At 71.6% G+C, this 24,383-nt stretch carries 20 protein-coding genes; 5 read left to right on the top strand and 15 right to left on the bottom strand.

Annotated elements, in window-relative coordinates; translation table 11 throughout:
- The first annotated feature begins 84 nt into the window (after positions 1-84).
- Both DEO23_RS11640 and DEO23_RS11645 read left to right on the top strand, forming a co-directional pair.
- Entirely contained in the window at positions 85-2,550 is a 2,466-nt protein-coding gene (locus DEO23_RS11640; protein WP_109276195.1) for a DNA gyrase/topoisomerase IV subunit A, read from the top strand.
- An 83-nt stretch (positions 2,551-2,633) separates the two neighbouring features.
- Positions 2,634-3,545: a D-hexose-6-phosphate mutarotase gene (locus DEO23_RS11645; RefSeq protein WP_109276196.1), complete on the top strand. Its 912-nt coding sequence runs from the start codon at positions 2,634-2,636 to the stop codon at positions 3,543-3,545.
- A gap of 74 nt (positions 3,546-3,619) precedes the next feature.
- Here DEO23_RS11645 and DEO23_RS11650 read toward each other — a convergent pair whose 3' ends face one another.
- Genes DEO23_RS11650 through DEO23_RS11660 form a run of 3 tightly spaced genes read right to left on the bottom strand, consistent with a single transcriptional unit; the run spans position 3,620 to position 7,534 of the window.
- A complete protein-coding gene (locus DEO23_RS11650; protein WP_109276197.1) occupies positions 3,620-4,564 on the bottom strand; it encodes a metallophosphoesterase in 945 nt (314 codons plus the stop codon).
- Between the two features lie 10 nt (positions 4,565-4,574).
- Complete coding sequence (gene hisF, locus DEO23_RS11655; RefSeq protein WP_109276198.1) at positions 4,575-5,360, bottom strand: imidazole glycerol phosphate synthase subunit HisF; 786 nt, start codon at positions 5,358-5,360, stop codon at positions 4,575-4,577.
- Complete coding sequence (locus tag DEO23_RS11660) at positions 5,357-7,534, bottom strand: DNA gyrase/topoisomerase IV subunit B (RefSeq protein WP_276309452.1); 2,178 nt, start codon at positions 7,532-7,534, stop codon at positions 5,357-5,359. Before DEO23_RS11660 ends, hisF begins: the two co-directional genes overlap by 4 nt.
- A gap of 153 nt (positions 7,535-7,687) precedes the next feature.
- On the opposite strand from DEO23_RS11660, the gene DEO23_RS11665 reads away from it, so the two are divergent.
- A complete protein-coding gene (locus DEO23_RS11665; protein WP_109276200.1) occupies positions 7,688-7,906 on the top strand; it encodes a DUF7455 domain-containing protein in 219 nt (72 codons plus the stop codon).
- 89 nt (positions 7,907-7,995) lie between these two features.
- Here the strand turns inward: DEO23_RS11665 and DEO23_RS16100 are convergent, their stop codons facing one another.
- The 10 genes from DEO23_RS16100 to DEO23_RS11715 form a co-directional block, all read right to left on the bottom strand.
- A complete protein-coding gene (locus DEO23_RS16100) occupies positions 7,996-9,429 on the bottom strand; it encodes an MBL fold metallo-hydrolase (protein WP_109276201.1) in 1,434 nt (477 codons plus the stop codon).
- On the bottom strand, positions 9,426-10,340 hold the full coding sequence (locus DEO23_RS11675; RefSeq protein WP_109276202.1) for a carbohydrate ABC transporter permease: 915 nt from the start codon (positions 10,338-10,340) through the stop codon (positions 9,426-9,428). The genes DEO23_RS16100 and DEO23_RS11675 overlap by 4 nt, the downstream gene beginning before the upstream one ends.
- Positions 10,340-11,689 (bottom strand): ABC transporter substrate-binding protein, encoded by a 1,350-nt coding sequence (locus tag DEO23_RS11680; protein ID WP_109276203.1) that lies wholly within the window; start codon positions 11,687-11,689, stop codon positions 10,340-10,342. The genes DEO23_RS11675 and DEO23_RS11680 overlap by 1 nt, the downstream gene beginning before the upstream one ends.
- A 77-nt stretch (positions 11,690-11,766) precedes the next feature.
- Entirely contained in the window at positions 11,767-12,648 is an 882-nt protein-coding gene (locus DEO23_RS11685) for a carbohydrate ABC transporter permease (protein WP_165831815.1), read from the bottom strand.
- 67 nt (positions 12,649-12,715) lie between these two features.
- Complete coding sequence (locus tag DEO23_RS11690; protein ID WP_165831816.1) at positions 12,716-13,558, bottom strand: MurR/RpiR family transcriptional regulator; 843 nt, start codon at positions 13,556-13,558, stop codon at positions 12,716-12,718.
- Complete coding sequence (locus tag DEO23_RS11695) at positions 13,555-14,313, bottom strand: HAD family hydrolase (RefSeq protein ID WP_165831817.1); 759 nt, start codon at positions 14,311-14,313, stop codon at positions 13,555-13,557. Before DEO23_RS11695 ends, DEO23_RS11690 begins: the two co-directional genes overlap by 4 nt.
- 149 nt (positions 14,314-14,462) lie before the next feature.
- A complete protein-coding gene (locus DEO23_RS11700; RefSeq protein WP_420808026.1) occupies positions 14,463-15,833 on the bottom strand; it encodes an RNA polymerase sigma factor in 1,371 nt (456 codons plus the stop codon).
- A gap of 172 nt (positions 15,834-16,005) precedes the next feature.
- Complete coding sequence (locus DEO23_RS11705) at positions 16,006-16,413, bottom strand: universal stress protein (protein WP_109276208.1); 408 nt, start codon at positions 16,411-16,413, stop codon at positions 16,006-16,008.
- Between the two features lie 121 nt (positions 16,414-16,534).
- Entirely contained in the window at positions 16,535-17,686 is a 1,152-nt protein-coding gene (gene metX, locus DEO23_RS11710; protein ID WP_109276209.1) for a homoserine O-acetyltransferase MetX, read from the bottom strand.
- The gene (locus tag DEO23_RS11715) at positions 17,683-18,942 is read right to left on the bottom strand and encodes a hypothetical protein (RefSeq protein WP_109276210.1); all 1,260 of its coding nucleotides are present in this window, start codon (positions 18,940-18,942) and stop codon (positions 17,683-17,685) included. The genes metX and DEO23_RS11715 overlap by 4 nt, the downstream gene beginning before the upstream one ends.
- 131 nt (positions 18,943-19,073) lie before the next feature.
- On the opposite strand from DEO23_RS11715, the gene DEO23_RS11720 reads away from it, so the two are divergent.
- On the top strand, positions 19,074-20,204 hold the full coding sequence (locus DEO23_RS11720) for a polyprenyl synthetase family protein (RefSeq protein WP_109276211.1): 1,131 nt from the start codon (positions 19,074-19,076) through the stop codon (positions 20,202-20,204).
- Between the two features lie 35 nt (positions 20,205-20,239).
- On the opposite strand, the gene DEO23_RS11725 is transcribed toward DEO23_RS11720, so the two are convergent.
- Entirely contained in the window at positions 20,240-20,668 is a 429-nt protein-coding gene (locus DEO23_RS11725; protein ID WP_109276290.1) for an Rv2175c family DNA-binding protein, read from the bottom strand.
- A 106-nt stretch (positions 20,669-20,774) separates the two neighbouring features.
- Between DEO23_RS11725 and pknB the strand changes: the two genes are divergently transcribed.
- Positions 20,775-22,880, top strand: a complete 2,106-nt coding sequence (pknB, locus tag DEO23_RS11730) for a Stk1 family PASTA domain-containing Ser/Thr kinase (protein ID WP_240613370.1) — start codon at positions 20,775-20,777, stop codon at positions 22,878-22,880.
- Between the two features lie 89 nt (positions 22,881-22,969).
- Here pknB and DEO23_RS11735 read toward each other — a convergent pair whose 3' ends face one another.
- Complete coding sequence (locus tag DEO23_RS11735; RefSeq protein WP_109276213.1) at positions 22,970-24,376, bottom strand: class II 3-deoxy-7-phosphoheptulonate synthase; 1,407 nt, start codon at positions 24,374-24,376, stop codon at positions 22,970-22,972.
- Between the last annotated feature and the right edge of the window lie 7 nt (positions 24,377-24,383).

Raw genomic sequence — 24,383 nt, forward strand, 5'->3', positions numbered from 1 at the left:
CATACTGAGCACTCCCCGGGCGTCGGCGACATCACCGCCCCCGCCTGCACGGATCCGGCACGTCGATGCGGCAGGATGAACGCCATGGCACGACGCAGCAGCACCACAGCGGGCGACGAGGACGAGAACATCGACGGCGTCGTCGTCGATGTCGACGTCACCAGCGAGATGGAGACCTCGTACCTCGAGTACGCGTACTCGGTGATCTACGCGCGTGCCCTGCCCGATGCGCGCGACGGTCTCAAGCCCGTCCAGCGCCGCATCCTGTACATGATGGACGACATGGGGCTGCGCCCCGATCGCGGGCACGTCAAGAGCCAGCGCGTGGTCGGCGAGGTGATGGGCAAGCTCCACCCGCACGGCGACTCGGCGATCTACGACGCCCTGGTGCGCATGGCCCAGAGCTTCTCGATGCGGGTGCCGCTCGTGGACGGCCACGGCAACTTCGGCTCGCTGGACAACGGTCCGGCCGCGGCCCGGTACACCGAGGCGCGGATGGCGCGCGCCGCCCAGCTGATGACGGCCTCGCTCGACGAGGACGTCGTCGAGATGATCCCGAACTACGACAACCAGCTGCTGCAGCCCTCGGTGCTGCCCGCCCAGTACCCCAACCTGCTGGTGAACGGCGCCTCCGGGATCGCCGTCGGCATGGCCACGAACATGGCGCCGCACAACCTGGTCGAGGTCATCGCCGCGGCCCGCCACCTGATCGCGCACCCCGACGCGGAGCTCGAGGAGCTGATGCGCCTGGTGCCGGGCCCCGACCTCCCCAGCGGCGGACGGATCGTCGGCCTCGACGGCGTCCGCGACGCGTACCGCACCGGCCGCGGCTCCTTCAAGATGCGGGCGACCACGAAGGTCGAGAACATCACCAGCCGCAAGAAGGGCATCATCGTCACCGAGCTGCCCTACCAGGTGGGCCCCGAGCGCTTCGCCGAGAAGCTGCGCGACGCGGTGCAGGCGAAGAAGGTCCAGGGCATCAGCAACTACCAGGACCTCACCGACCGCCGTCACGGGCTGCGTCTCGAGCTCACGGTCAAGTCCGGCTTCAACCCCGACGCGGTCCTCCAGCAGCTGTACCGGTACACGCCGATGGAGGAGTCCTTCGGCATCAACAACGTCACCCTCGTCGAGGGGCAGCCGCGCACCCTGGGCCTCAAGCAGATGCTCGAGGTGTTCATCGACCACCGGCTCACGGTGGTGCGTCGCCGCACGGCCTACCGTCTGCGCAAGCGCAAGGACCGCCTGCACCTGGTCGAGGGCCTGCTGATCGCGATCCTCGACATCGACGAGGTCATCCAGATCATCCGCGCGGCCGACGACGGCGAGCGCGCCCGCACCGCCCTGATGACCGCCTTCGACCTCTCCGAGGCGCAGGCCGAGTACATCCTCGAGCTGCGCCTGCGGCGACTGACCAAGTTCTCCCGCATCGAGCTGGAGAGCGAGCGCGACGAGCTGCGCGCCGAGATCGAGCGGCTCGAGCAGATCCTGGCCTCCGAGGAGCTGCTGCGCGAGGTCGTCTCCGACGAGCTCGCCCAGGTCGCCGCCGAGCACGGCACCCCGCGCCGCACGGTCCTGCTCGAGTCGGGGTCTCAGCAGGTCGCCTCGCAGGCGGCTCCGCTGGAGGTGGCCGACGAGCCCTGCCGGGTGCTGCTGTCCGGGAGCGGGCTGATCGCCCGCACCGGCGACGCCGAGGAGATCGCCCGCGAGGGATCGCGCTCCTCCCACGACGTGGTGGTCGGCGACGTGCTCACCACCGCCCGCTCCCAGGTGGGCGCCGTGACCTCCCGCGGCCGCGTGCTGCACGTGGGCGTCGTGGAGCTGCCGGCGCTCGCACCGACCGCGGGACCGCCGAGCCTCTCGGGCGGCACCAAGCTGTCCGACCTGCTCACGCTCGAGAAGGGCGAGCGGGTGGTGGGGCTCGTGCGGGTCGGCGCGGACGATCTCGCACGCGGCGGCAGCCTCGCCCTGGGGACCCGCCAGGGCGTGGTCAAGCGGGTGACGCTCGACTTCCCCCGCGGGGACGGCTTCGAGATCGTCTCCCTCAAGGACGGCGACGAGGTCATCGGCGTCGTGGACCTCCCCGAGGACGCGCAGGCGGGTGACACCGACCTGGTGCTGATCACCTCCGACGCGCACCTGCTGCACTTCCCCGCCTCCGGCGTGCGCCCGCAGGGACGCGGAGCGGGCGGCGTGGCCGGCATCAAGCTGGCCGAGGGCGCGCACGTGGTGTCCTTCGGCGCGGTCGACGTCACCCGAGAGGCCGAGGTGGTGTCGATCTCGGGCACCTCCGGTGCTCTGCCGATGACGCAGACGGGCTCCCTCAAGGTCAGTGCCTTCACCGAGTACCCGGCCAAGGGGCGGGCGACCGGCGGCGTGCGCTGCCACCGCTTCCTGCGCGGCGAGGACGCCCTGATCGGCGCCTGGGCGGTGAACTCCCCCGCGCGGGCCTGCTCGGAGGCCGGCCAGCCCGTGGACCTGCCGGGCCCGGTGGGTCGTCGCGACGGCTCGGGCTCCCCGGTGGCCGTGCCGGTCGCCGCCGTGGGCTGACGGGCCCGGCCCTCGGGGTGGACGGTTCCGACGGAATCGTCCACCCTCTGCTCGTCGGGACGATTCGGTGCGACCATAGGACCATGAGCACCACGACCCGCCCCGATGATCTGCCCCAGGGAGTCAGCCTCGAGGACCTGCACGGCACGCCCGCGCTTGTGGTCGACATCCCCGCCTGCTCCGCCGTCATCCACCTCGACGGCGCCCACCTCACCTCGTGGGTGCCCGAGGGCGAGGACGACGTGGTGTGGACCAGCCCCGACGCCGTCTACGCCGAGGGCGAGGCGATCCGCGGGGGCATCCCGCTGATCGGCCCCTGGTTCGGTCCCGGGCGCGACGGGCGCACCTCCCCCGCGCACGGCTGGCTGCGCACCGCGCGCTGGGAGCTGGTCTCCGGGGAACACTTCCACGGCTGGGCCGACGAGGACGCCGACGTCGTGCACTCGGACTCCGTGGCGATCACCCTGGGCCTGGAGGGCGCGGATCCTTCGGGCTCCGGGATCACCGCGCAGGCGCAGTTCGTGATCGGCGCCGACCACCTGCAGGTGCACCTCGAGGTGACCGCCGGCAGCGAGGGACTCGAGCTCGAGTCCGCCCTGCACACCTATCTCTCCGTCGGGGACGTCACCGCGACCCGCTTCACGGGCCTCGCGGACTCGCGCTACCTCGACAACCTGCGGGACCTCGCCCCCACCGAGCAGCAGGGCGAACCCGTCATCGACGGCCCCGTGGACCGGGTCTACGAGGTCGCCTCCCCCGTCACCGTGCACGACCCGGTGCTGGAGCGCGACATCGTGGTGACCCCTCACGGCTCCAGCCGCACCGTGCTGTGGAACCCGTGGAGCGACGGCGCCGCCCACATGGACGACATGCCGCTGGACGCATGGCGGCAGTTCGTGTGCGTCGAGACCGCCGTGAACAAGGACGGCTTCGTCTCCCTCGCGCCCGGCGAGACGCACTGCCTCAAGGCGCGCTACGAGATCTCCCGGGCGTGAGATCTCGTCGTATCCGCCGGGCGTGAGGCCTCGCCGTCCGCGCGGAGCCTCGTGCCCGCCCGGACGCCGGCGCCTCAGCCCCGGTGCAGCGAGATCGTCACGATCTCCGGGGGATCGTTCACCCGCACGGGTGCGACCGAGTTGCCCAGTCCGCGGCTGATCACCAGGTCCGTGCGCCCGCGATGCACCACCCCGGCGGTGAGCGCCGGCAGCAGGCCCTGCTCGGGGGCGAACAGTCCGCCGACCCCGGGCAAGCGCACCTGCCCTCCGTGGGCGTGACCGACCAGCGCCAGGTCGATCCTCGTCTCGGCATAGATCGGCAGCTGCTCGGGCCGGTGGGCGAGCAGGACCGTGAAGGGGTCCTTCCCCCACGCATCCGCGCCCTCCGGCGTCATCGCCAGGATCCCGGCGAGGCGCTGTCGTGTCCGGGCGCCCTCGTCGAGTCCCCTGCCGACGGCCTCCTCCGGCCGGGGGAAGAACGGATCCTCGAGTCCCAGGAGGCGGATTCTCTCCGCGCCGCGTGCGAGCGCCCGAGAGGCATCGCGCAGGATCATCACGCCGCTCTCCTCCAGGCCCTCCATCAGCTCGCCGAGCAGGGCGGACTCGGCCTCGTGGTTGCCGGTCACATAGGCGACCGGCGCCAGCTCGGTCAGCGCTGAAGCGGTCTCCAGGGCGATACCGGGATCGGTGTCGGTGCGGTCCACCAGATCGCCGGTGAGCGCCACCAGGTCCGGTCGCTCCTCGCGCACCGCCGTCAGCAGCCTGCGGTTGCCCTCGCCGAAGCGAGCGGAGTGCAGATCCGAGACCTGCACGATGCGATAGCCGTCGAAGGACGCGGGCACTCGCTCGGAGTGCACCGCGTAGCGGGTGGAGACGATGCGACGGTTGTCCCACAGCAGCCAGCCGCCGCCAGCGACCAGGGCCAGAGCACCGCTCGCGGCGCCGGCCAGGACCGCGCGACGGGTGGGACGGCGCAGCGACGGAGACGGTGCCGGCGGGACGCCCCCTGCGGTGCGCATCGCAGTGCCCTCAGCGGACGGGGATGCCCTCGGCGGCGAGCGCCTGCTTCGCCTCACCGATGCCCAGGGTGCCGAAGTGGAAGACGCTCGCGGCGAGCACCGCATCGGCGCCCGCCTGCACGGTGGGCGGGAAGTCCTCGGCGCGTCCCGCGCCGCCCGAGGCGATCAGCGGCACGCCCGCTGCCGCGCGCGCCTGCCGGATCAGCTCGAGGTCGAACCCGCTCGTGGTGCCGTCGGCGTCCATGGAGTTCAGCAGGATCTCCCCGGCGCCGCGCTCGGCGGCCTCGGCGATCCATGCGATCGCGTCGATGCCGGTCCCGCGCCGGCCGCCGTGGGTGGTCACCTCGAAGCCCGAGCCCGCGCGAGCGGGCCCGTCGGGCGTCTCCTCGGTGACGCGACGGACATCGGCCGAGAGCACGAGCACCTGGTTGCCGAAGCGCTGGGCGATCTCGGTGATCAGCTCGGGGCGGGCGATGGCAGCGGTGTTCACGCCGCACTTGTCGGCACCTGCCCGCAGCAGCTGGTCCACGTCCTCGGCCGAGCGCACGCCGCCGCCCACGGTCAGGGGGATCAGCACCTGCTCGGCCGTGCGGCGCACCACGTCCAGCATGGTCCCGCGCCCGCTCGCCGAGGCGCTGACGTCCAGGAAGGTGAGCTCGTCGGCGCCTTCGGCACCGTAGCGCCGGGCCAGCTCGACCGGGTCCCCCGCATCGCGCAGACCCTGGAAGTTCACGCCCTTGACGACGCGGCCGTCGTCCACGTCCAGGCAGGGGATGACGCGGACGGCGAGGCTCATGCGTCGATCCTCTCGCGGTCCAGCTCCTCGGCGCCCTCGATGATGAACTGCTTGCGCGGGGCGACGTCGCTGCCCATCAGCAGGTCGAACATCGAGGCGGCCGCCTCGGCGTCCTCGATCCGCACCCGGCGCAGGGTGCGGTGGCGCGGATCCATGGTGGTGTCGGCCAGCTGGTCGTCGTCCATCTCGCCCAGGCCCTTGTAGCGCTGGATGGGCTCCTTGTAGCGCTTGCCGCGCTTGTCCAGGCTCTTCAGCAGGCGGTTGAGCTCGTTCTCCGAGTACGTGTAGACCAGCTCGTTCTTCTTCGAGCCGCCGTGGATGATCTCCACGCGGTGCAGCGGGGGCACGGCCGCGAAGATCCGCCCGGCCTCGAGCATCGGTCGCATGTAGCGGTGGAAGAGGGTCAGCAGCAGGGTGCGGATGTGCGCGCCGTCGACGTCGGCGTCGCTCATCATGATGATCTTGCCGTAACGCGCGGCCTCCAGGTCGAACGTGCGCCCCGACCCGGCGCCGAGCACCTGGATGATCGCCGCGCACTCGGCGTTCTTGAGCATGTCGGTGATCGAGGCCTTCTGGACGTTCAGGATCTTGCCGCGGATCGGCAGCAGCGCCTGGAACTCCGAGTTGCGCGCGTTCTTCGCCGTGCCCAGCGCGCTGTCGCCCTCGACGATGAACAGCTCGGAGCGCTCGACGTCGGTCGAGCGGCAGTCGGCCAGCTTGGTGGGCATGGTCGAGGACTCCAGCGCGTTCTTGCGGCGCGAGACCTCCTTGTGCATGCGCGCGGCGATGCGAGCGCGCATCTCGGAGACGACCTTGTCGACGACCAGGCCTGCCTGCTCCTTCTCACCCTTCTTCGTGGTGGTCAGGAACTCCGTGAGCTTCTGCTCGACGACCTTGGAGACGATCTGACGGACCGCGGGAGTGCCCAGCACCTCCTTGGTCTGGCCCTCGAACTGGGGCTCCTCGAGACGGACGGTGACCACGGCGGTGAGGCCCGCCAGGGTGTCCTCCTTCTCGATCTTCTCGTTCTTGGCGTTGAACTTGACCCGTCGGGCCTGGTTCTCGACCTGCTTGCGCAGGGTCCTCAGCAGGGCCTGCTCGAAGCCGGTGGTGTGCGTGCCGCCCTTGGGCGTCGCGACGATGTTCACGAAGGACCGCAGGGTGGTGTCGAAGTCGGATCCCCACCGCAGGGCGATGTCGACCTCGGCCGTGCGATCGACCTCCTTGGAGACCATGTGTCCCTTGGAGTCCAGCACGGGGATGGTCTCGGTGTAGTCGCCGCTGCCCTGGAGCCGCACCACGTCGGTGATCTTCTGGTCCTGCGCGAGGTACTCCACGAACTCGGAGATCCCGCCGTCGTAGCGGAAGGAGCGCTCCTCCTCCTGCTCGGGGCTGCGCTCGGGCCGACGGTCCGAGATGGTGATGCCGAGCCCCGGGACCAGGAAGGCGGTCTGGCGGGCGCGGCGGATCAGCTCCTCGCTCGAGAAGTGGGAGCCCTTGATGAAGATCTGCGGGTCGGCCCAGTAGCGCACGCGGGTGCCGGAGACGCCGCGCTTGACCTTCCCGACCTTCCGCAGCTCCGCGGGGCCGTCGGCCGCCGTGAAGGGTGCATCGGCCGAGGGCCCGTCGGGGCCGTCCGCGAAGACGCCCGGCACACCGCGCTGGAAGCTCATCGCGTAGGTGACGCCCTTGCGGTCGACCTCGACCTCCAGGCGCGCCGAGAGCGCGTTGACCACCGAGGCGCCCACGCCGTGCAGTCCGCCGGAGGCCGCGTAGGAGCCGCCGCCGAACTTCCCGCCCGCGTGCAGCTTCGTGTAGACGACCTCGACGCCGGTGAGGCCGGTCCTCGGCTCGGTGTCCACGGGGACGCCGCGTCCCGTGTCGCGGACCTCGACCGAGGCGTCCTTGTGGAGGATCACCTCGATGCTCTCGCCGTAGCCGCCGAGCGCCTCGTCGACCGAGTTGTCCAGGATCTCCCACAGGCAGTGCATGAGACCGCGCGAATCGGTCGAGCCGATGTACATGCCCGGGCGCTTGCGGACCGCCTCCAGGCCCTCGAGCACCTGGAGGTGCCGGGCGTCGTACGCGGACTGCTTCTCCCCCTTGGACCCGGAGGACGAGGTGGCGCCGCGCGAGCGCGAGCTGGACGAGGTGGTACCGGTGCTGTCTGACACGCTCGACATCCTACGGCCGTTCCCCCTCGGACCAGGGCCGACGGGCCCGTGCGGCGTGGCGCACGACGCCGGTGGGCGGCCGTCGTTGCGCGGTGAGCGAACCGGCGGCGCAGATCACGGCGCGCGGGCGCTCGCAGTGCTTGAATATGAGGCATGAACACGACCGTCGAAGCCCCGCGACTGACCGCGCACGATCGCTGCGACCGCTGTGGCGCCCAGGCCTACGTGAAGGTCTCCCTCTCCGCCGGCGGCGAGCTCCTGTTCTGCGCCCACCATGCACGCGCCCACGAGGACGCGTTCCGACCGATCGCCTCCGAGGTCATCGACGAGAGCGATCGCCTGCACGCCCGCCCGGTGCCGGTCGAGGACTGAGCCGACCGCGGCTCACCACACCGCGCACGAGGACGGGGACGGGGGCATCCACCCAACGGTGGGTGCCCCCGTCCCGTGCGTACGGGGACCTATCGGGCAGACCTCCCGGCACCCGGTCGCAGCGGGATGCTCACGTCGATCTCCGGCAGCAGCGTCGGGATCCCCTCGACCTGCAGACGCTCGGGATGGAAGCCGTGCAGGGCGATCACACGCCCGGGAGCGACGGCGCCGACGATCTCGTGCAGCGCGGCCGGCCCGGCATGCCCCGAGGACCCCGCCGGGATCGTCGCCAGGCCCAGGTGCTCGAGCCAGTCCTGCCACAGCGGCCAGTCCGGCATGAACGGCCCCAACGGCTCGCCCTGGGAGTGGATCCAGGCGCTGCCCTCCCCCAGCGGCAGGTCCAGGAGGGACGCGAAGTCCCGGGGGTCGATCTGCACGAGGAAGCGCCCGGGCGCGGCCGCGACCTCGGCGAGCCCCGTGGTGCGTGCCCCGCGGGAGACGGCGAGCTCCCCGGCGCGTCGCTGCCGGCGGCCCTGGGGCCGAGTGGGGTCCCAGGTCACGACCCCGCCGATGCCCAGGGCGGCGAGGACGGCGGCGTGCACGCCCGGCCACACCAGGGTGCGGCCCGCCTGGGTGGCGGCGCGGATCAGTCGCGCCGCCCGGTCCACGTCCCGCTCGTAGGCGCTCAGCAGCATCAGGTCCGTGCTCCCGGCGAGCGTCTCGGCGACGATGCGCGCGACCTCGTCCTCGCTGCGGGGCTCCTCGGGCAGCGGATCGAAGCTGAGCATGGTGGTCTCCGCGACCAGCACGTCCGCCCCGTGCGCCTGCTCGAGGAACGCGCGGGTGTGCGTGCCGCCGTCGCGGTGGAGGTTGATGTCGCCCGTGTAGGCGAGGACGCCGTCGGGGGCGCGGACCAGGGTCCCGACGGCGCCGCGGACGTCGTGATCGACACGGTGGATCCGCACCGAGAGATCCCCGACGACTACCTCCGTCCCCTCGGCGAGGGGTTCGAGGCGATCCGCCGTCCCCGGCGCCGTGGCCCCCGCCTCCTCGAGGGCACGATGCAGTGCGATCGTGTCGGCATGGGCGAGGACGCGCACGTCCTCCCGCAGGTGCGGCAGCAGCCCGTCGTGGTCGATGTGGGCGTGGGAGAGCACGACGAGCGTCGGCCGCGGGTCAGGGTCCGCCAGGACGCGCAGCTGCTCGGCCCCGGGGCCGACGGCCTCGAGCGCGCGCGGGTCGAACAGACCGGGGATCCGCGGCGCGGCGCCCAGACGCAGGGCGTCGGCGAGGGCCTGGCGCGGGCGGGATCGCGTCGGGTCGCGCAGCAGGTCGACGCCGGAGGGGATGTCCTCGCCGATGTCCAGGAGCACCCGGGCACGAGGCGTGGAGACCAGCACCTTCGTGCCCCCGATGACCCGCACCCCGCCGTGGACCTCGAGGGTCGTGGCGGCTCGCGTCCCCTCGGGGCCCGCCTCGCCCGGACCCTCCGTGTCGGGACGCGGCGCGGGCGCGGCGCTCACCCTCGCACCGCCCCGTCGGTGGTGACTGTCCCGTGCACGAAGTACTTCTGCAGGAACAGGAACAGCAGGATCACGGGGATGGTGGTGAACACGACCGCCGCGCTCATCGCGGTCCAGTCGTTGCCGTTCTCGGACTGGAACGTCTGCAGTCCCACCTCGATCGGACGCAGCTGATCGGACTTGGTCATGAAGTAGGGCCAGACGAAGGAGTTCCAGGAGCCCATGAAGGCGTTCAACGCCACCAGGACCATGGTGGGGACGGCGAGCGGCCCCGCGACCTGGACCAGCATCCGCACCGCCCCGGCACCGTCGAGCTCCGCGGCCTCGAAGATCTCCGTGGGCAGGGTCTGGAAGAACTGGCGCAGCAGGAAGATCCCGAACACGGACGCGCCCCAGGGCAGGATCTGGATCGCGTAGGTGTCGTAGAGGTGCATCTTCTGGGCGAGCAGGAAGTTCGGCACCAGCAGCACGGTCTGCGGAACCATCATCACGCTCATCACCAGCAGGAACAGCGCTCCGCGACCGCGGAAGCGCATGCGCGAGAAAGCGAACGCGGCGAGCAGGCCGGTGAGCAGGGTCAGTCCCACCACGCAGACGGCGATCAGGACCGTGTTCCCGAAATAGCGGGGCCAGGGTGCGGCGGCCCACGCCCGCGCGTAGTTCTCTCCCGCCGCCGCGACGTACTCGTCCCACTGGCCGACCGGCTTGATCCTGGGCGGCAGGGTGTACACGTCGGCCGGCGTGGAGATCGAGGTGTACAGGGTCCACAGCAGGGGGAACAGGAAGGCCAGCGCCGCGAGCACGGCGAGCGAGGAGAGCACGAGAGCGCCCGGGCGTCGACGACGTCGGCGCCCGGGCGCGGGCGCTGACCCGGCCCGTCCCTGTGGCGGCGCTGTCCTGGGGGTGCTCATCACCTCAGCGCCGCCGCCTTCTTCTGCGCGTCGGCCAGGGCGTCCTTCGGCTCGGCCTTGCCCTGCAGGGCGTTCTGCAGGGCGACCGAGAGCAGCCCCGAGGCCTCGGTGACGGAGGTGACCGGCGGCAGTCCTCGGGCGGTGTCTATCTGCTCCACCGCGTCGGCCACCCAGGGCCTCTCGTCGACGACCTTCTTCAGCACCTCCTGCTCCAGTGAGCTCGCGCTCACGGGCAGGTAACCGGTGCTGGCCGCCCACGAGGCCTGCTGCTCGGGGGTCGTGATGAACTGCATGAACTCCCAGGCCGCGGCCTTCTCCTGGTCGCTCGCGTCGGCGAACAGCACGATGTTGGTGCCGGCGAGCTGGTTCGCCGCTCCCGACGTCCCTTCGGGCAGGGCGCTCACGCCCATCTCGAACGCGCCGCCCACGGCCTCCTCGTTGAAGGGGAAGGAGGCGACCGAGGAGACGTCGAAAGCGCCCTTCTGGGCTCCCAGCGCTTCCTGGCCGGGGTAGCCCGAGGCGATCGCGAGGGCGCCCGCCTTCTTGAGGTCCACGAGGTACTCGAGGGCCTTCACGCCGCCCTCCTCGTCGAACTGCGGTGTGCCGTCCTCGGCGAACACGGGGCCGCCCATGGCCTCCGCGAGGATCTCGAACAGAGCGGTGCCTCCCGCGGGTCCCTTCGCGCTGCCGGGATCGATCGAGAGGGCGACCACCCCGTCCTTCGAGACGTCCTTGGCGATCTTCGCGAAGTCCTCCCAGGTGGCGGGCTCCTCCTTCACCATCTCGGCGTTGCGGTAGACCACCACGACGGATTTGTTGAACGGCCACATCCAGACCTTGCCGTCGCTGAGCTGGATGTCCTTCTTCACCCCTTCGGCGAAGTCGGCCATGTCCGTATTGGTCCTCGCGTAGGCGTCCAGGGGGACGATCACCTGGGAGTCGGCGTACTCGCTGGCCCAGTTGCCGTAGGCCTGGGCGATGGTGGGTGCGCTCCCGGCGCCGACCTGCGCCTTGGTCTTGGTCTGCAGGGTGCCGTAGTCGGGCTGGTCCTGCAGCTCGACGGTGACGTTCGGATGCTTCTTCCCGAAGTCGGCGACGATCCTCTCGAGGGCTTCCTTCTGGTCGCCCGCCGACATCGCATGCATGAAGGTGATGGTCGTCGTCTTCTTCTCGTCGAAGCGGGGGACCGCGTCCTCGGAACTCCCGCTGTCCGACCCCTTCGAGCCCGAGGAGCAGGCCCCGAGTGCGAGGACGCCGGCCGAGGCCGCGGCCCCGGCCAGGACCGTACGGCGGCTCGCGCGGTTCGTCGGGATGGGGCGGGCGTGATCGGAGGTGAGACGGTGGTCCATGGTTCTCGTTCCTTCGGGACGACGCGGGATCGGGTCGGGTGAGGCAGTGGACGCTCTGGGCACGGGGTCCGGGGAGGTCACCGTGCGAGGCGGGCGGAGATGCGCAGCTGGAGGACGGACAGCACGAGGGTGATCAGGAACAGCACCACGGCGAGCGCGGCCCCGTAGCCCGTGTTCCCGAGCACGAAGGCCTGCTGGTAGAGCTGGAAGCCGAGGGTAGAGGTCGCATAGCCGGGTCCGCCGCCGGTGAGCACGAAGAACTGCGTGAAGGCCTGCAGCGAGGAGATCGAGGAGATGATGACGACGAAGGCGACGTACGGGATCAGCTGGGGAAGGGTGACGCGGATGAACTCCTGCCAGGCGCCGGCACCGTCGACCTTCGCCGCCTCCGAGAGCTCACCGCTCGTGGTCATCAGACCGCCCAGGAACACCAGCACGAGGAACCCGACCTCGTGCCACACCGAGTAGATGATGATGGAGAGCATCGCGTAGCGCGAGTCGCCCAGCCAGTCGATCACCGGCAGGTGCAGCAGCGAGAGGATCCTGTTGGCCAGACCGAAGCGCGGGTTGAAGATCCACAGCCAGATCAGCGCGGTGGCGACGCCGGGCGCGATGTAGGCCAGGAAGAAGCTGGTGCGCGCGGCGACCATGATCCGCGAGGTGCGCCGTACCAGCAGGGCGAGGACGAGCGCGAGGACGGTGCCCACCACGACGTTGGCGATCACGAAGTAGCAGGAGACCCCGAAGGTCTGCCAGAACGAGGGATTGGTGGCGCCGGAGACCATGTCGGAGTAGTTGCCCAGGCCGATGAACTCGCTCAGGGCGGGGTTCAGCTGGTTCCAGTCGAAGGTGGAGACACGGAAGGTGTACAGCGTCGGCACGATGGTCCAGATCAGGAAGATCAGCAGCGCCGGGGCGACGAAGAGGTAGGCGATCGGCGAGCTCAGGGCACGCCGCACCCTCCGCCCGCGGGGCGGCCGCGCGGTCTCGCTCCGAGCCGGCGCGCGGACGGGTGCCACAGTGGCCTCACTCGTCGACATGGCCGCTCACCACCTCGAGGATGCGGTCCTGCGCGGCCTTCGCCCTCTCCCCCAGTCGATGCTCGAGGGCAACCCCGATGGCCTCGACGAGCACGTGCTGGGCGAGCCGGGAGGGACTGTGGAACTCGTCCTGGTAGTGGCGGTGCGGCAGCGGGGTGATGTGGGCACGGTCGGCCACCTGCTCGAGCGGCGTCGCCACGAAGGAGGTGAGCCCGATCGTGCGGGCACCGGCGGTTCCTGCCGCCCGCACGCACCGCAGGGTCTCGGCGTTCACCCCGGAGGCCGAGACGGCCACGCACACGTCCTGCGCCCCCAGGGCCGCGGCCGCGATCTCGGCGTCCAGGGGATCCGCCGGAGCGATCACGGCCAGGCCCAGGCGCAGCAGTCGGGCGGCGAGGGCGGCTCCGGCGGGTGCGCTCAGGCCGGAGGCGACGACGAGGACGCGACGGGCCTCGGAGACCTCGGCGACGGTGAGCGCGAGCTCCGATTCCACGAGCATCTCCGTGGCCTCGGCCGTCTGCAGCGCGAGGGATCGGGCGGTGGGGATCACCGCATCGGCCGCGGGCTCCGCCTCGGTCCCCGGGCGCTGCGGGGCGGCGTCGCGCACGGCGAGCACACGCAGCTGCTGGTAACCGGTGTAGCCCAGGCGCTGGCAGGTGCGGACCACGCTCGCGCGAGAGGTGCCCGAGAGCTCGGCCAGTCGGGTCGTGGACAGGTCGGGCAGCTCATCGGCATGCTCCACGAGCACCCGGGCGACCTGCTGTTCGGCCGGTCCCAGGGAACGCGATGCGGCGGCGAGTCGGGCCGCCAGCGTGGGCGTGGTGCTCACCGGGTCGCAGCCTCGGTCGCGAGGGCGAAGGCATCGGGATCCCCGGCGAAGGACCGCAGAGTGGGGGCGAGATCCGCCAGCTGCGGGGCGCGCAGCGCGGCGTCCGCCTCGGGAGGGAGAGCGGAGGACCCCCATGCTCCCGTGACGAGCAGGCCGAGCGCTCCGAGCTCGACGGCCGGGGCGACGTCGTTGGTCCAGTTGTCGCCGATCGAGGCCAGTCGGTGCGGGGGCTGGTCGGCCAGCAGGGTGCGCAGATGGGTCGGCATCCGTGAGGGCTTGCGGGCGGAGACGACGATCTGGTCGAAGCGGGTGCGCACCCCCAGGTGTGCAAGGGTGTGCTCCATCCCGGTCGCCGGGGCGTTGGTCAGCAGGACGCGTTCGCAGTCCGCCGCCTCGAGATCGTCCAGGAGCTGCGTCAGGCCCTCGGGGGGATGGACGCCGAGGTCCTCCTCGACGAGGCGCCGACGGGAGTCCAGGTACGCCTCGGAGAGCTGCTCGCCGAGGATCGGGCGGGCCAGGGCCGCGAGCGCGACATAGGCGTCCCCGTGCTGCTCGGCGGCATCGCCCTGCAGCCAGTCCTGGAAGCCCGCGCGCACGCGCTCCGCGTCGGCGGGCTCCATCCGGTCGCAGGCGGCCTCGGCGTAGGCGAGCACGGGCCCCTCGCCCAGGCACACGGTGCCGTCGAAGTCGAAGACGACGACCGGTCGACGGACGGGGCGCGCGGCCGTCGCGAGCGGGGGTGAGAGGTGGGGCACACCACCGAGCGTAGGCCGCGATGGAACGGTCGACCACCAGTTCCGGAAGATCCGGAACAACTGTTCACGACGCGTTCACGCCCACCGCGGACGCACAGCGGCCCGGCACCGAGTGGTGCCGGGCCGCTGTGAGCTGCGAGGTGTCGGGATCAGTCGAGGTAGTCGCGCAGCACCTGGGAACGCGAGGGATGACGCAGCTTGCTCATCGTCTTGGACTCGATCTGACGGATCCGCTCACGGGTCACGCCGTAGACCTTGCCGATCTCGTCGAGCGTCTTGGGCTGGCCGTCCTCCAGGCCGAAGCGCATCGAGACGACGCCCGCCTCCCGCTCGGAGAGGGTGTCCAGCACCGAGTGGAGCTGCTCCTGCAGGAGGGTGAAGCTCACGGCGTCGGCCGGCACGATGGCCTCGGAGTCCTCGATGAGGTCACCGAACTCGCTGTCGCCGTCCTCACCCAGGGGGGTGTGCAGGGAGATCGGCTCGCGCCCGTACTTCTGGACCTCGACGACCTTCTCCGGGGTCATGTCGAGCTCCTTGGCGAGCTCCTCCGGGGTGGGCTCGCGCCCGAGGTCCTGGAGCATCTGACGCTGCACGCGGGCGAGCTTGTTGATGACCTCGACCATGTGGACGGGGATGCGGATCGTCCGGGCCTGGTCTGCCATGGCGCGGGTGATCGCCTGACGGATCCACCACGTCGCGTAGGTCGAGAACTTGTAGCCCTTGGTGTAGTCGAACTTCTCGACCGCGCGGATCAGACCCAGGTTGCCCTCCTGGATGAGATCCAGGAACAGCATCCCGCGCCCCGTGTAGCGCTTGGCGAGGGACACCACGAGCCGGAGGTTCGCCTCGAGCAGGTGATCCTTGGCGGCGCGGCCGTCCTCGACGATCATGCCGAGCTCGCGGCCCTTCTTGGTGCGCACGATCGACTCGTCGCGCTTGAGCAGCTGCTCGGCGTACAGGCCGGCCTCGATGCGCTCGGCCAGCTCGACCTCCTGCGCGGCGTTCAGCAGCGCGACCTTGCCGATCTGCTTGAGGTAGTCCTTGACCGGGTCGGCGGTCGCACCGGCGGTGACGACCTGCTGGGCCGGGGAATCGTCCTCCGAGGAGTCGATGACCAGGCTGCCGGACTCCTCGTCGGTCTTCGGGTTCTCCTTGTGGACCCCCTTGGGATCCTTCTCCTCGGCCTCCTCGCCCTCGGCCTCGCCGGGGACCTGGTCCTCGTCCTCGGTCTGCTCGAGGTCCTCCTCGACGGGCGCCGTGTCCTCGGCCTTCGCAGCGGCCTTCTTCGCGGAGGACTTGGTGCTCTTCTTCGCAGCGGCGCCCGAGGAGGCGGCAGTCTTCTTCGCAGCGGTCTTCGTGGCTGCCGACTTCTTGGCTGCCGACTTCTTGGGGGCGGACGCACCGGCCTTCTTCGTGGTGGCGGGAGCTGCGTCCTTCGCGTCATCGATGGCGGCGGTCTTCTCGTCGACGGTGGTGTGCGAAGCAGTCACTGAGTTCCTTCTTCCGCCGGTCCTTCGCAGGGCCGGACCGGTGTGTCGCGGGCGAACGGTGGTGCGTGGGGCCGAAGCACCACCCGACCCATAAGGATACCTGCGTGAGGGCGCACGAAGGGGCGGTGCCGTCAAGCCTCGGGGGGTGCAACGAGGAACAGCGGGAATCTATTCCCGTGTGACGGAGGTCTCCGTGAGGAGCTCAGGCGGCGGTCGCGTCCGCCTGCTTCACAGCGAGGACCGGGCAGGGACTCTCGAGGACGACGCGACGGGCGGAGGCGCCCAGATTGAGCTTGCCGATGCGCGACTTGCGCCGCAGTCCGATCACGAGCATCCGTGCGGCGGCATCCGTGACGACCTGCAGCAGGAACTCCCCCACCTCCAGCTCCTCACCGGTGACGACCCGCAGCTCGGGCAGCTGCTCGAGGCCCGTGGCCGCAAGCGCCTCGCGCACGACGTCCGCGGTGGCGACCGCGCGACCCGTCTCGGGGTCGTGGTATGCATGAGAGGCCACGACGAGGCCGTCCCCACCCCGCAGGGCCTCCCGAGCGGCGGCCGCGAGTGCGGCATCGCCCTGGGCTGACGGGGAATAACCGACGACGACGCTCATGGAGCACCCGGACCCTTCTGCAGAGGTTCTGACGGGCCGGCCGCGTGCCGGACCGTCGAGGACGGTCCCCCGACGCACCCCTCGCAGGGTGCGGGCGAGGACTCCGACCGGTCCCGGGAGCCTAACGCCCCAGCAGGTCGCCGAGCCACTCGCGCAGCGCGGGGTGCGGCAGCAGGAAGCCGTCGTGGCCGTGCGGGCTCTCGACCACCCGGTGGTCGACGCCGGGGACCGCCGCGGCGGCCTCCGCCACCAGCGCGGGCGGGAAGAGTCGGTCGCTCGAGATCGAGACGAGAAGCGTGCGGGCCCTGATCCGTTCCAGCGCGGTCGCGACGCCTCCGCGTCCGCGCCCCACGTCATGGGTGCTCATCGAGCCGGCGAGGCAGACGTAGGAGTTCGCGTCGAAGCGACGCGAGAGCTTGTCGGCATGGTGGTCGAGGTAGCTGGTGACCTGGTGACGCCCGCCCTCCAGCACGTCCTCCTCGCCCTGGGAGCGGTTCGAGAAGCGCTCCTCGAGCTCGGCGGCCGTGCGATAGGTGATGTGGGCGATCCGGCGCGCCACCCCGAGTCCGCGATGCGGCCCCTCGCCGTCGTGACTCTCGTAGTAGTCCCCGCCGAGGAAGCCGACGTCTGCGCGGATCGCGGCGATCTGCGCATCGTTGAAGGCGATCTGGTCGGCGCTCGCGCGGGCGCTCGAGGCGATGACCGCCAGTCGTTCCGTGGCCTCGGGTGCGCTGACACCCCATTCGAGGGCGCGCATCCCTCCCATGGAGCCGCCGATCACCAGTGCCCACCGCTGGATCCCCAGCTGCTCGGCGAGCGCACGCTCGGCGGCGACCTGGTCCCGGACGGTCAGCTGCGGGAAGCGTGATCCCCACGGGCGGCCGTCCGGCCCCGGCGAGCTCGGCCCCGTGCTCCCCTGACAACCGCCGAGCACGTTCGGGGCGACGACGAAGTACCGATCCGTGTCCACGGGCCGGCCGGGCCCCACCAGGTCGCCCCACCATCCCGCGGTCGGGTGCGACGGCCCGGCGTCGCCGATCACGTGCGAATCCCCCGTCAGTGCGTGCAGCACGAGGACGGCGTTCGAGCCGTCCTCCGTCGGCGTCCCCCAGGTCTCGTAGGCCATGGTGACCGACGGGAGCGTCCGACCGCTCTCGAGATCGAGCGAGCCGATGTCGACGAAGCGTCTCCGGCCGGGTCCCTGCTCCGGCCCCCAGGCTCCCGAGGCGGGGACCAGCGGCCGTGCGAGCGGCGGAACGGTGGGGGCGGTCATCCGGTGCGTTCTCCTGGGGGTCCGAAGCGGGCGCGTGGGCGCGATCCGCCGGCCTCAGCACCCCGGGGGTCGCCAGGCGGGACGGACGGGAGATCGGCCAGCTGCAGGAGAAAGGGTGCCAGAGGATCCTCCGCCCGGCGCACCAGCATCTCCTCGGCGATCTCGCCGGCGCGCGCGAAGCGGTGGTTCCACCAGGCGAGGATCCCCAGCGAGGCGCTCACGGACGACCATGCCCGGAGGGTCTCTCCGGTCAGGGGCAGCTCTCCGGTCCCCTCGAACACCACGCGGAGTCGCTCCATCGCCTTGTACCCCTCTCCACCTGCGCAGATGGCCCGGGGCGGACGGAGGGACCCGTCCTGCCAGATCCGGGCGACGAGAGCCTCGAGGGTGCGCGGGGAGGCCGGAGGGTCGGGGTCGATCACCGCTCGCAGGAGAGCGGCGGGCGCCCCCGAGCCGGCGAGTCGTTCACGCAGCACCACGAGCTGTTCACACAGCGTCATCTGCTCGCCGTCGGGGGCCGCCTGGTCGCCGCCTCCGCCGGCGAGACCGGCGGCGCGGTGCATGAGCTCGGGAAGCTGCTGCCAGTGCTGCCGCCAGGATGTCCGGCGACCGCGGTTCGCGCCGGGCCCGTCACCGGCGGGCAGCGACCGCACCTGGTCACCGAGCCCGCGCAGGGTGTTCTCGCAGGCGGACTCGTCCTGCGGCATGACGCGGCCCGCACGGACCTCCTGGACGGCCACGAGCGTGTCCTGCGGGTTCCTCAGCACCTCGGGAGGGTGTGGTGCGGCGAGGCGGGCCCCACCCCTGTCATCCACCTCGAGGGCGTAGCGCTCGGCGTACCCGTCGGCGAGCACCCAGACCTCCGGCACATCGAAGCCGTCCGGCTCGAGGAGCGTGGCCGCCTGCACCACGCCGAGGGCCACCCGTCGTGCGTTCTCGACCTGCACGCCCGCGGTCGTCGGCAGCCCGTCGGAGGGCGCCAGTCCGTTCCCGGCGATCGAGAGTGCGAAGGCGCCCGTGCAGCCGGCGACGCGGAGGATCCCCAGATGTCGTTCCAGGCCCACGGGGCGAGGGTCGTCGGCGCACCGCAGATCGCGAAGGGCGACGCGTGTCGACAGCGGCGAGGTGAGGCGGTCGACGTGACCGATCAGCACCAGGCAGTCCCGGGGCACGTCCCCCAGGGTCACGTAGGTCTCGGCGAGGAGCTCGGAGGGGTCGTCGGCGCGGAGCGTGCGGTCGGGCGTTGCTGTGCTCATGGAGGAAGCGTCCCCGGTGGGACCTGCCCGAGGAAGGTCCCCCTCCCGGTTGTGGATCCCCGGTGTCTGGGGAGGACCATCGGTGAGGGTCGTGGGAGGATCACAGGGTCCCCACGCCAAGGAGCCGCCCGATGCCCTCACCCGCCGTGCCGACGGACGACGGGCCCGTCGATCCGCAGTCTCCGCAGAACGAGCTGGCGGCGATCGATCATCGCTTCCGCGCCACACTCGACGAGGTGCTCGCCGCCGAGCTCGGGCAGCGGCGTGAGCAGTTGGGCGAGCTGGCACCCGAGGCGTCCGAGCTCGTCGACGTGCTCGAGGGCTTCCTGGTCGGCGGCAAGCTGCTGCGCCCGCGGCTGTGCTTCTGGGCGGCTCGGGCGATCTCCTCGTCGGCCCAGGATCCCGAGCGGATGCGGGGCCTCGCCCGGGAGGGCGCCGCCATCGAGCTGCTGCAGGCCGCAGCCCTGCTCCACGACGACCTGATCGACCGCTCCCCCACCCGCCGCGGACGTCCCGCGGTGCACGTGGCGATGGCCGAGCAGCACCGCCGCAGAGAGCTCGACGGCGAGGCGGCCGCCTTCGGCTCCGCGGCCGCGATCATCCTCGGCGACCTCGCCCTGAGCTGGGCCCGCGACCTCGCCGGCGGCACCGAGTTCTCGCTGCTGTGCACGGAGGTGATGAGCGGCCAGTACCTCGACGTGCTGCACCAGGCCGGAGGCTTCGACTCCCCGCCCGACGAGGAATCCGCGGCTCTCGCGGTGATCCGCTGGAAGACGGTCTCCTACTCGGTGCGCCGCCCGGTGCTGATGGGCGCTCGCGGGCAGGGGGCCGACGAGGACGCGATCGCCGCGCTCTCGGACTGGTCGGAGGCCGTGGGAACGGCCTTCCAGCTGCGCGACGACCTGCTCAGCGTGGTCGGCGACGAGGAGGCGACGGGCAAGCCGATCGGCGGTGACGTGCGGGAGGGCAAGCGCACCGTGCTGCTCGCCCGCACGCGAGCGGCGGCCGACGCCGAAGGGCGCGCCCTGCTCGAGCGCGTGGTCGGGAACGAGGGCGCCGAGGCCGCGGACGTGCAGCAGGTCCAGGAGCTCATGCGCAGCACGGGCTCCGTGGCATCGGTCGCTCGCGACATCGACGGCCTGCGGACGCGGGCGGCGACCGTCCTCGAGGCGACCGCGGGGCTGGATGCGACGGGACGTGCCGGGCTCCGCGCGCTCGCCGAGGCCGCCACCGATCTGACCGGCCTCGAGGTGACGGACTGAGGGTCAGCCCTCCTCGGCGGACCGCACCCTCGGGATCAGACCGCCAGCGCCTGGGCGCGTCGGCGCACCTCGCCGCGTCGGCCCGCGCGCAGCTCGTCGATCGGGCGCCCCGGGAGCGAGTCATCGGGCGTGAACAGCCACCTCAGCAGCTCCTCCTCGGTGAACCCTGCATCCCGCAGGACCGTGAGGGTGCCGCTGATGTACGGCGTCGGCCGCCCCTCGAGGATCAGCTCGGCCGGGACGCAGCGGACCTTCGGGGTGCCGCGTCGGATCTGGACGAGGTCGCCCTCGTCGACCATCCGACGGACGGCCGAGACCTCCACGCCGAGCTCCTCGGCGGCGTCCGGGAGGGTCAGCCAGGCGCCGACCAGGTCGTCGAGGGGCGGCTCCTCGGAGGTCGTGGGCCCGTCGGTCTCGGGCCGGGCGGGCTGGGTGCCGCGGGGGTCATGGTGCGATGCGCTCACCCCCACAGGGTGCCACGTGCAGGGCCCTCGACGAACATCCTGAACGTCGACTGAGTGCTCGTGTCGCTGCACGGAGGTGCGCGGGGTGCGCCGTATGGTGAGCCACGTGAGCGCGCCTGCCACTTCCCCTGACACCGGCGTGCTCCTCGATGACCGCTATGCCGTCGAGGAGCTGATCGCCCGCGGCGGTATGGCCACGGTCTATCGCGGACACGACGAACGTCTTGACCGCACCGTGGCCCTCAAGATCATGCATCCGCACCTCGCGATCGACGAGCAGTTCCGCCGTCGCTTCGCCCGCGAGGCGCGCAGTGCTGCCCGGCTCGCCCATCCCCACGTGGTCGGCGTGTTCGACCAGGGCGAGGACGGCGATCGGATCTACCTCTCGATGGAGCTCGTGGAGGGAACGACGCTCCGCGGCAGGATCACCGAGGCAGGTCGTCTGACCGTGCGCGAAGCGCTGCGGATCACGGCCGAGGTCCTCGAGGCCCTGCGAGCCGCCCACGGCGCCGGGATCGTCCACCGCGACATCAAGCCGGAGAACATCCTGCTCGCGGAGGACGGCACGGTGAAGGTCGCGGACTTCGGGCTCGCCCGCGCTATCGGCAGCGCGAACTCGACGGCCAGCAGTTCCCTGCTCGGCACCGTCGCCTACATCTCCCCGGAGGTCGTCACCCGCGGGCACTGCGACGCCCGCAGCGACCTGTACTCCCTGGGAGTCGTCCTCTACGAGATGCTCACCGGCGTCCAGCCCTACACCGGCGAGCAGGCCGTGCACGTGGCCTTCCAGCACGTGCACGAGGACATGCCGGCACCGTCCGCACGTGTCGCGACGGTCCCGCGCGAGGTCGATTCCCTGCTGACCTGGGCCTGCGCCCGGGACCCCCAGCACCGTCCCCGGGCCGCGGCGGACCTGCTGTCCGGGATCCGCGATCTCCTGCGCAGCCTGCCGGCGGGCGTGCTGGATGCAGCCCCCGCGGCGCCGCAGGACACGGACACCCAGGACGTCCCCCGGGTGACCGCGCATCTGGAGGACGTGGACCTCGCGGCCGCCGCGACGGCGAGCTCCTTCCCGCTGGCGGGAGATCGGCAGCGACCGATCACGTCCGAGCAGGAGGCCCTCGTCGCCTCCGACCTCACCGAGGGCGACGCCGACGAGCCGTCATCCGCGCAGGTGGCTGCCGCCCCACCGGTGACTGCGCCGGCTGCCCACGGCCTCTCCGAGAGCGATGACGAGGCCGGGACGGTCGCCCGCGAGGTCGCGCTGCCCGCGGTGCCGACGCGACGGGGACGCCACCTCGCCCGTCCGCTGCGTGGCACCTCCGGCGTGCTGCGCGGCGCTGCCGCGGCCGCCGTGCTCGCGCTCGTGCTCGGGGGCGCCGGGGCCGGCGGTCACTGGTACCTGCACCAGGGGCCGGGCGGGGACCGCACCGTCCCCTCCCTCGCCGGCACCGACCTGGGAGCCGCGGACTCGACGCTGAGCTCCCAGGACCTCGAGACGACCACCAAGGAGTCCTTCAGCTCCGACGTGCCGTCGGGTCACGTGATCTCCTCGACCCCGGCGCCGGGGACCGTGCTGAAGCGCGACCAGAGCGTTCAGCTGGTGGTCTCCAAGGGTGTGGAGACGTTCCCCGTGCCCAAGGTCACCGGGAGCGGTCTCGACGATGCCCAGGACCAGGTCGAGTCCCGCGGGCTGAAGCTGGTCGAGGACGAGGGCGAGTACTCCGAGAAGGTCCCCCAGGGCGTGGTGATCTCCCAGTCCGCGAAGGCCGACGCCCTGCCCAAGGGCGGAGAGGTCCACGTGGTCGTGTCCAAGGGCCGCACGCCGATCTCGATCCCCGACCAGTCCGGTCGCAGCGAGGACCAGGCGACGAAGGCTCTCGAGGACGCCGGCTTCACCGTCACCACCAGCACGAAGCACTCCTCGGACGTCCCCAAGGGCAAGGTCGCCGCGCAGTCCCCCGCCGACGGCACGGGCCACCGCGGCGACACGGTGGAGCTGGCGATCTCGAGCGGGCCCGAGATGGTCAAGGTGCCCTCGGTGTTCAACAAGAGCGAGGACGACGCCACAAAGACGCTGAAGAAGGCGGGCTTCACCCCGAAGGTGCAGTACGACCGCGGCGCCCCCGTGCTCGGGACGGTCTACGCCCAGTCCACCAACGGCGGCGAGAAGGCCGCCAAGGGATCCACGATCACGATCTCCGTGTTCTGACCCGCTGCACCCGGCCCGCTCGAGCCGTCCCGGGCCGGAGCCCTCGGCTCGAGCGGGCCGGGGGCGGGGGCGCTTCCGGGCCCGATGCCTCAGGAACCCGAGTTCTGGCGACCCAGCATCTCGGCGACGAGGAAGGCCAGCTCGAGGGACTGCTGGTGGTTCAGACGCGGGTCGACGAGCGTCTCGTAGCGGCGCTCCAGTCCCGCCTCGTCGATGTGGCCGGTGCCGCCGAGGACCTCGGTGACGTCGTCGCCGGTGAGCTCCATGTGGAGTCCTCCCGGGACGGTCCCCAGTGCGCGGTGCACCTCGAAGAAGCCCACGACCTCGTCGAGGATGTCCTCGAAGCGTCGGGTCTTGTACCCGTTGGAGGAGGTGATCGTGTTGCCGTGCATGGGGTCGGTCACCCACGCGGGGGTCGCCCCCGCATCGCGCACACCCTCCACGAGGGCCGGCAGCACGTCGCGGATCTGTCGCGCACCCATGCGGGTGATGAACGTGATCCGGCCGGGCTCGCGGTCGGGATCCAGACGGTCGATGAGGCGCAGCGCATCGTCGACGCTGGTGGACGGCCCGAGCTTCACCCCGATCGGGTTGCGCAGGCGCGACATGAACTCCACGTGCGCGCCGTCGAGCTGGCGGGTGCGCTCCCCGATCCACAGGAAGTGACCGGAGCAGCCGTAGATCTCGCCGCTGCGGGAGTCGATGCGGCTCATCGCCTCCTCGTAGTCCAACAGGAGCGCCTCGTGGGAGGCGTAGAAGTCCACACTCTGCAGCGCCTCGAAGTCGGCACCGATCGCCTCCATGAAGCGCACGGCCCGATCGATCTCCTGGGCGACCTGCTCGTAGCGGTCGTACCCGGGGCCGCGCACGAACCCCTGGTTCCAGCTGTGCACCTCACGCAGGTCGGCGAAGCCGCCGCTGGTGAAGGCGCGCAGCAGATTGAGGGTCTGCGCGCTCGTGGTGTACATCTCCCACAGCCGCTGCGGGTCGGGGATGCGTGCCTCGGCGGTGAACGGGTATCCGTTGACGGCGTCGCCGCGGTAGGTGGGGAGGGTGACGCCCTCGCGGGTCTCGTCGTCGGCCGAACGGGGCTTGGCGAACTGGCCGGCCATCCGACCCATCTTGATCACGGGCACGGACGCCGCGTAGGTCAGCACGGCCGACATCTGCAGGATCGTGCGGATCTTCGCCCTGATCCGGTCGGCCGTGGAATCGGCGAACGTCTCCGCGCAGTCCCCGCCCTGGAGCAGGAACGCCTCACCGCGGGCGGCGTCGGCCAGTCGCGAGCGCAGCACGTCGACCTCGCCGGCGAAGACCAGCGGGGGCGCCGTGCGCAGACGGTCGAAGACGGCCGAGCGCTCGGCCTCGTCGGGCCACGCCGGCTGCTGGACGCGCGGGTACTCGCGCCAGGTCCCCAGGGCGGCGAGCTCCTCGCTCGTCGAGGAGAGGGAGAAGGCGTGGGCGCGGGCCGGCGTGGTGCGGGTCGTGGAGGTCACCGGGTCA

Origin of the sequence: Brachybacterium endophyticum (assembly GCF_003130585.1) — a bacterium.
GTDB classification, from domain to species: Bacteria; Actinomycetota; Actinomycetes; order Actinomycetales; family Dermabacteraceae; genus Brachybacterium; species Brachybacterium endophyticum.

Bases quoted from the DNA above. Each gene is read 5' to 3' on its own strand.
- DEO23_RS11675 (WP_109276202.1), bottom strand. From the start codon at position 10,340: ATGAGCACCCCCAGGACAGCGCCGCCACAGGGACGGGCCGGGTCAGCG.
- DEO23_RS11665 (WP_109276200.1), top strand. From the start codon at position 7,688: ATGAACACGACCGTCGAAGCCCCGCGACTGACCGCGCACGATCGCTGC.
- DEO23_RS11715 (WP_109276210.1), bottom strand. From the start codon at position 18,942: ATGAGCACAGCAACGCCCGACCGCACGCTCCGCGCCGACGACCCCTCC.
- metX (WP_109276209.1), bottom strand. From the start codon at position 17,686: ATGACCGCCCCCACCGTTCCGCCGCTCGCACGGCCGCTGGTCCCCGCC.
- hisF (WP_109276198.1), bottom strand. From the start codon at position 5,360: ATGAGCCTCGCCGTCCGCGTCATCCCCTGCCTGGACGTGGACGACGGC.
- DEO23_RS11640 (WP_109276195.1), top strand. From the start codon at position 85: ATGGCACGACGCAGCAGCACCACAGCGGGCGACGAGGACGAGAACATC.
- DEO23_RS11705 (WP_109276208.1), bottom strand. From the start codon at position 16,413: ATGAGCGTCGTCGTCGGTTATTCCCCGTCAGCCCAGGGCGATGCCGCA.
- DEO23_RS11680 (WP_109276203.1), bottom strand. From the start codon at position 11,689: ATGGACCACCGTCTCACCTCCGATCACGCCCGCCCCATCCCGACGAAC.
- DEO23_RS11650 (WP_109276197.1), bottom strand. From the start codon at position 4,564: ATGCGCACCGCAGGGGGCGTCCCGCCGGCACCGTCTCCGTCGCTGCGC.
- DEO23_RS11645 (WP_109276196.1), top strand. From the start codon at position 2,634: ATGAGCACCACGACCCGCCCCGATGATCTGCCCCAGGGAGTCAGCCTC.
- DEO23_RS11720 (WP_109276211.1), top strand. From the start codon at position 19,074: ATGCCCTCACCCGCCGTGCCGACGGACGACGGGCCCGTCGATCCGCAG.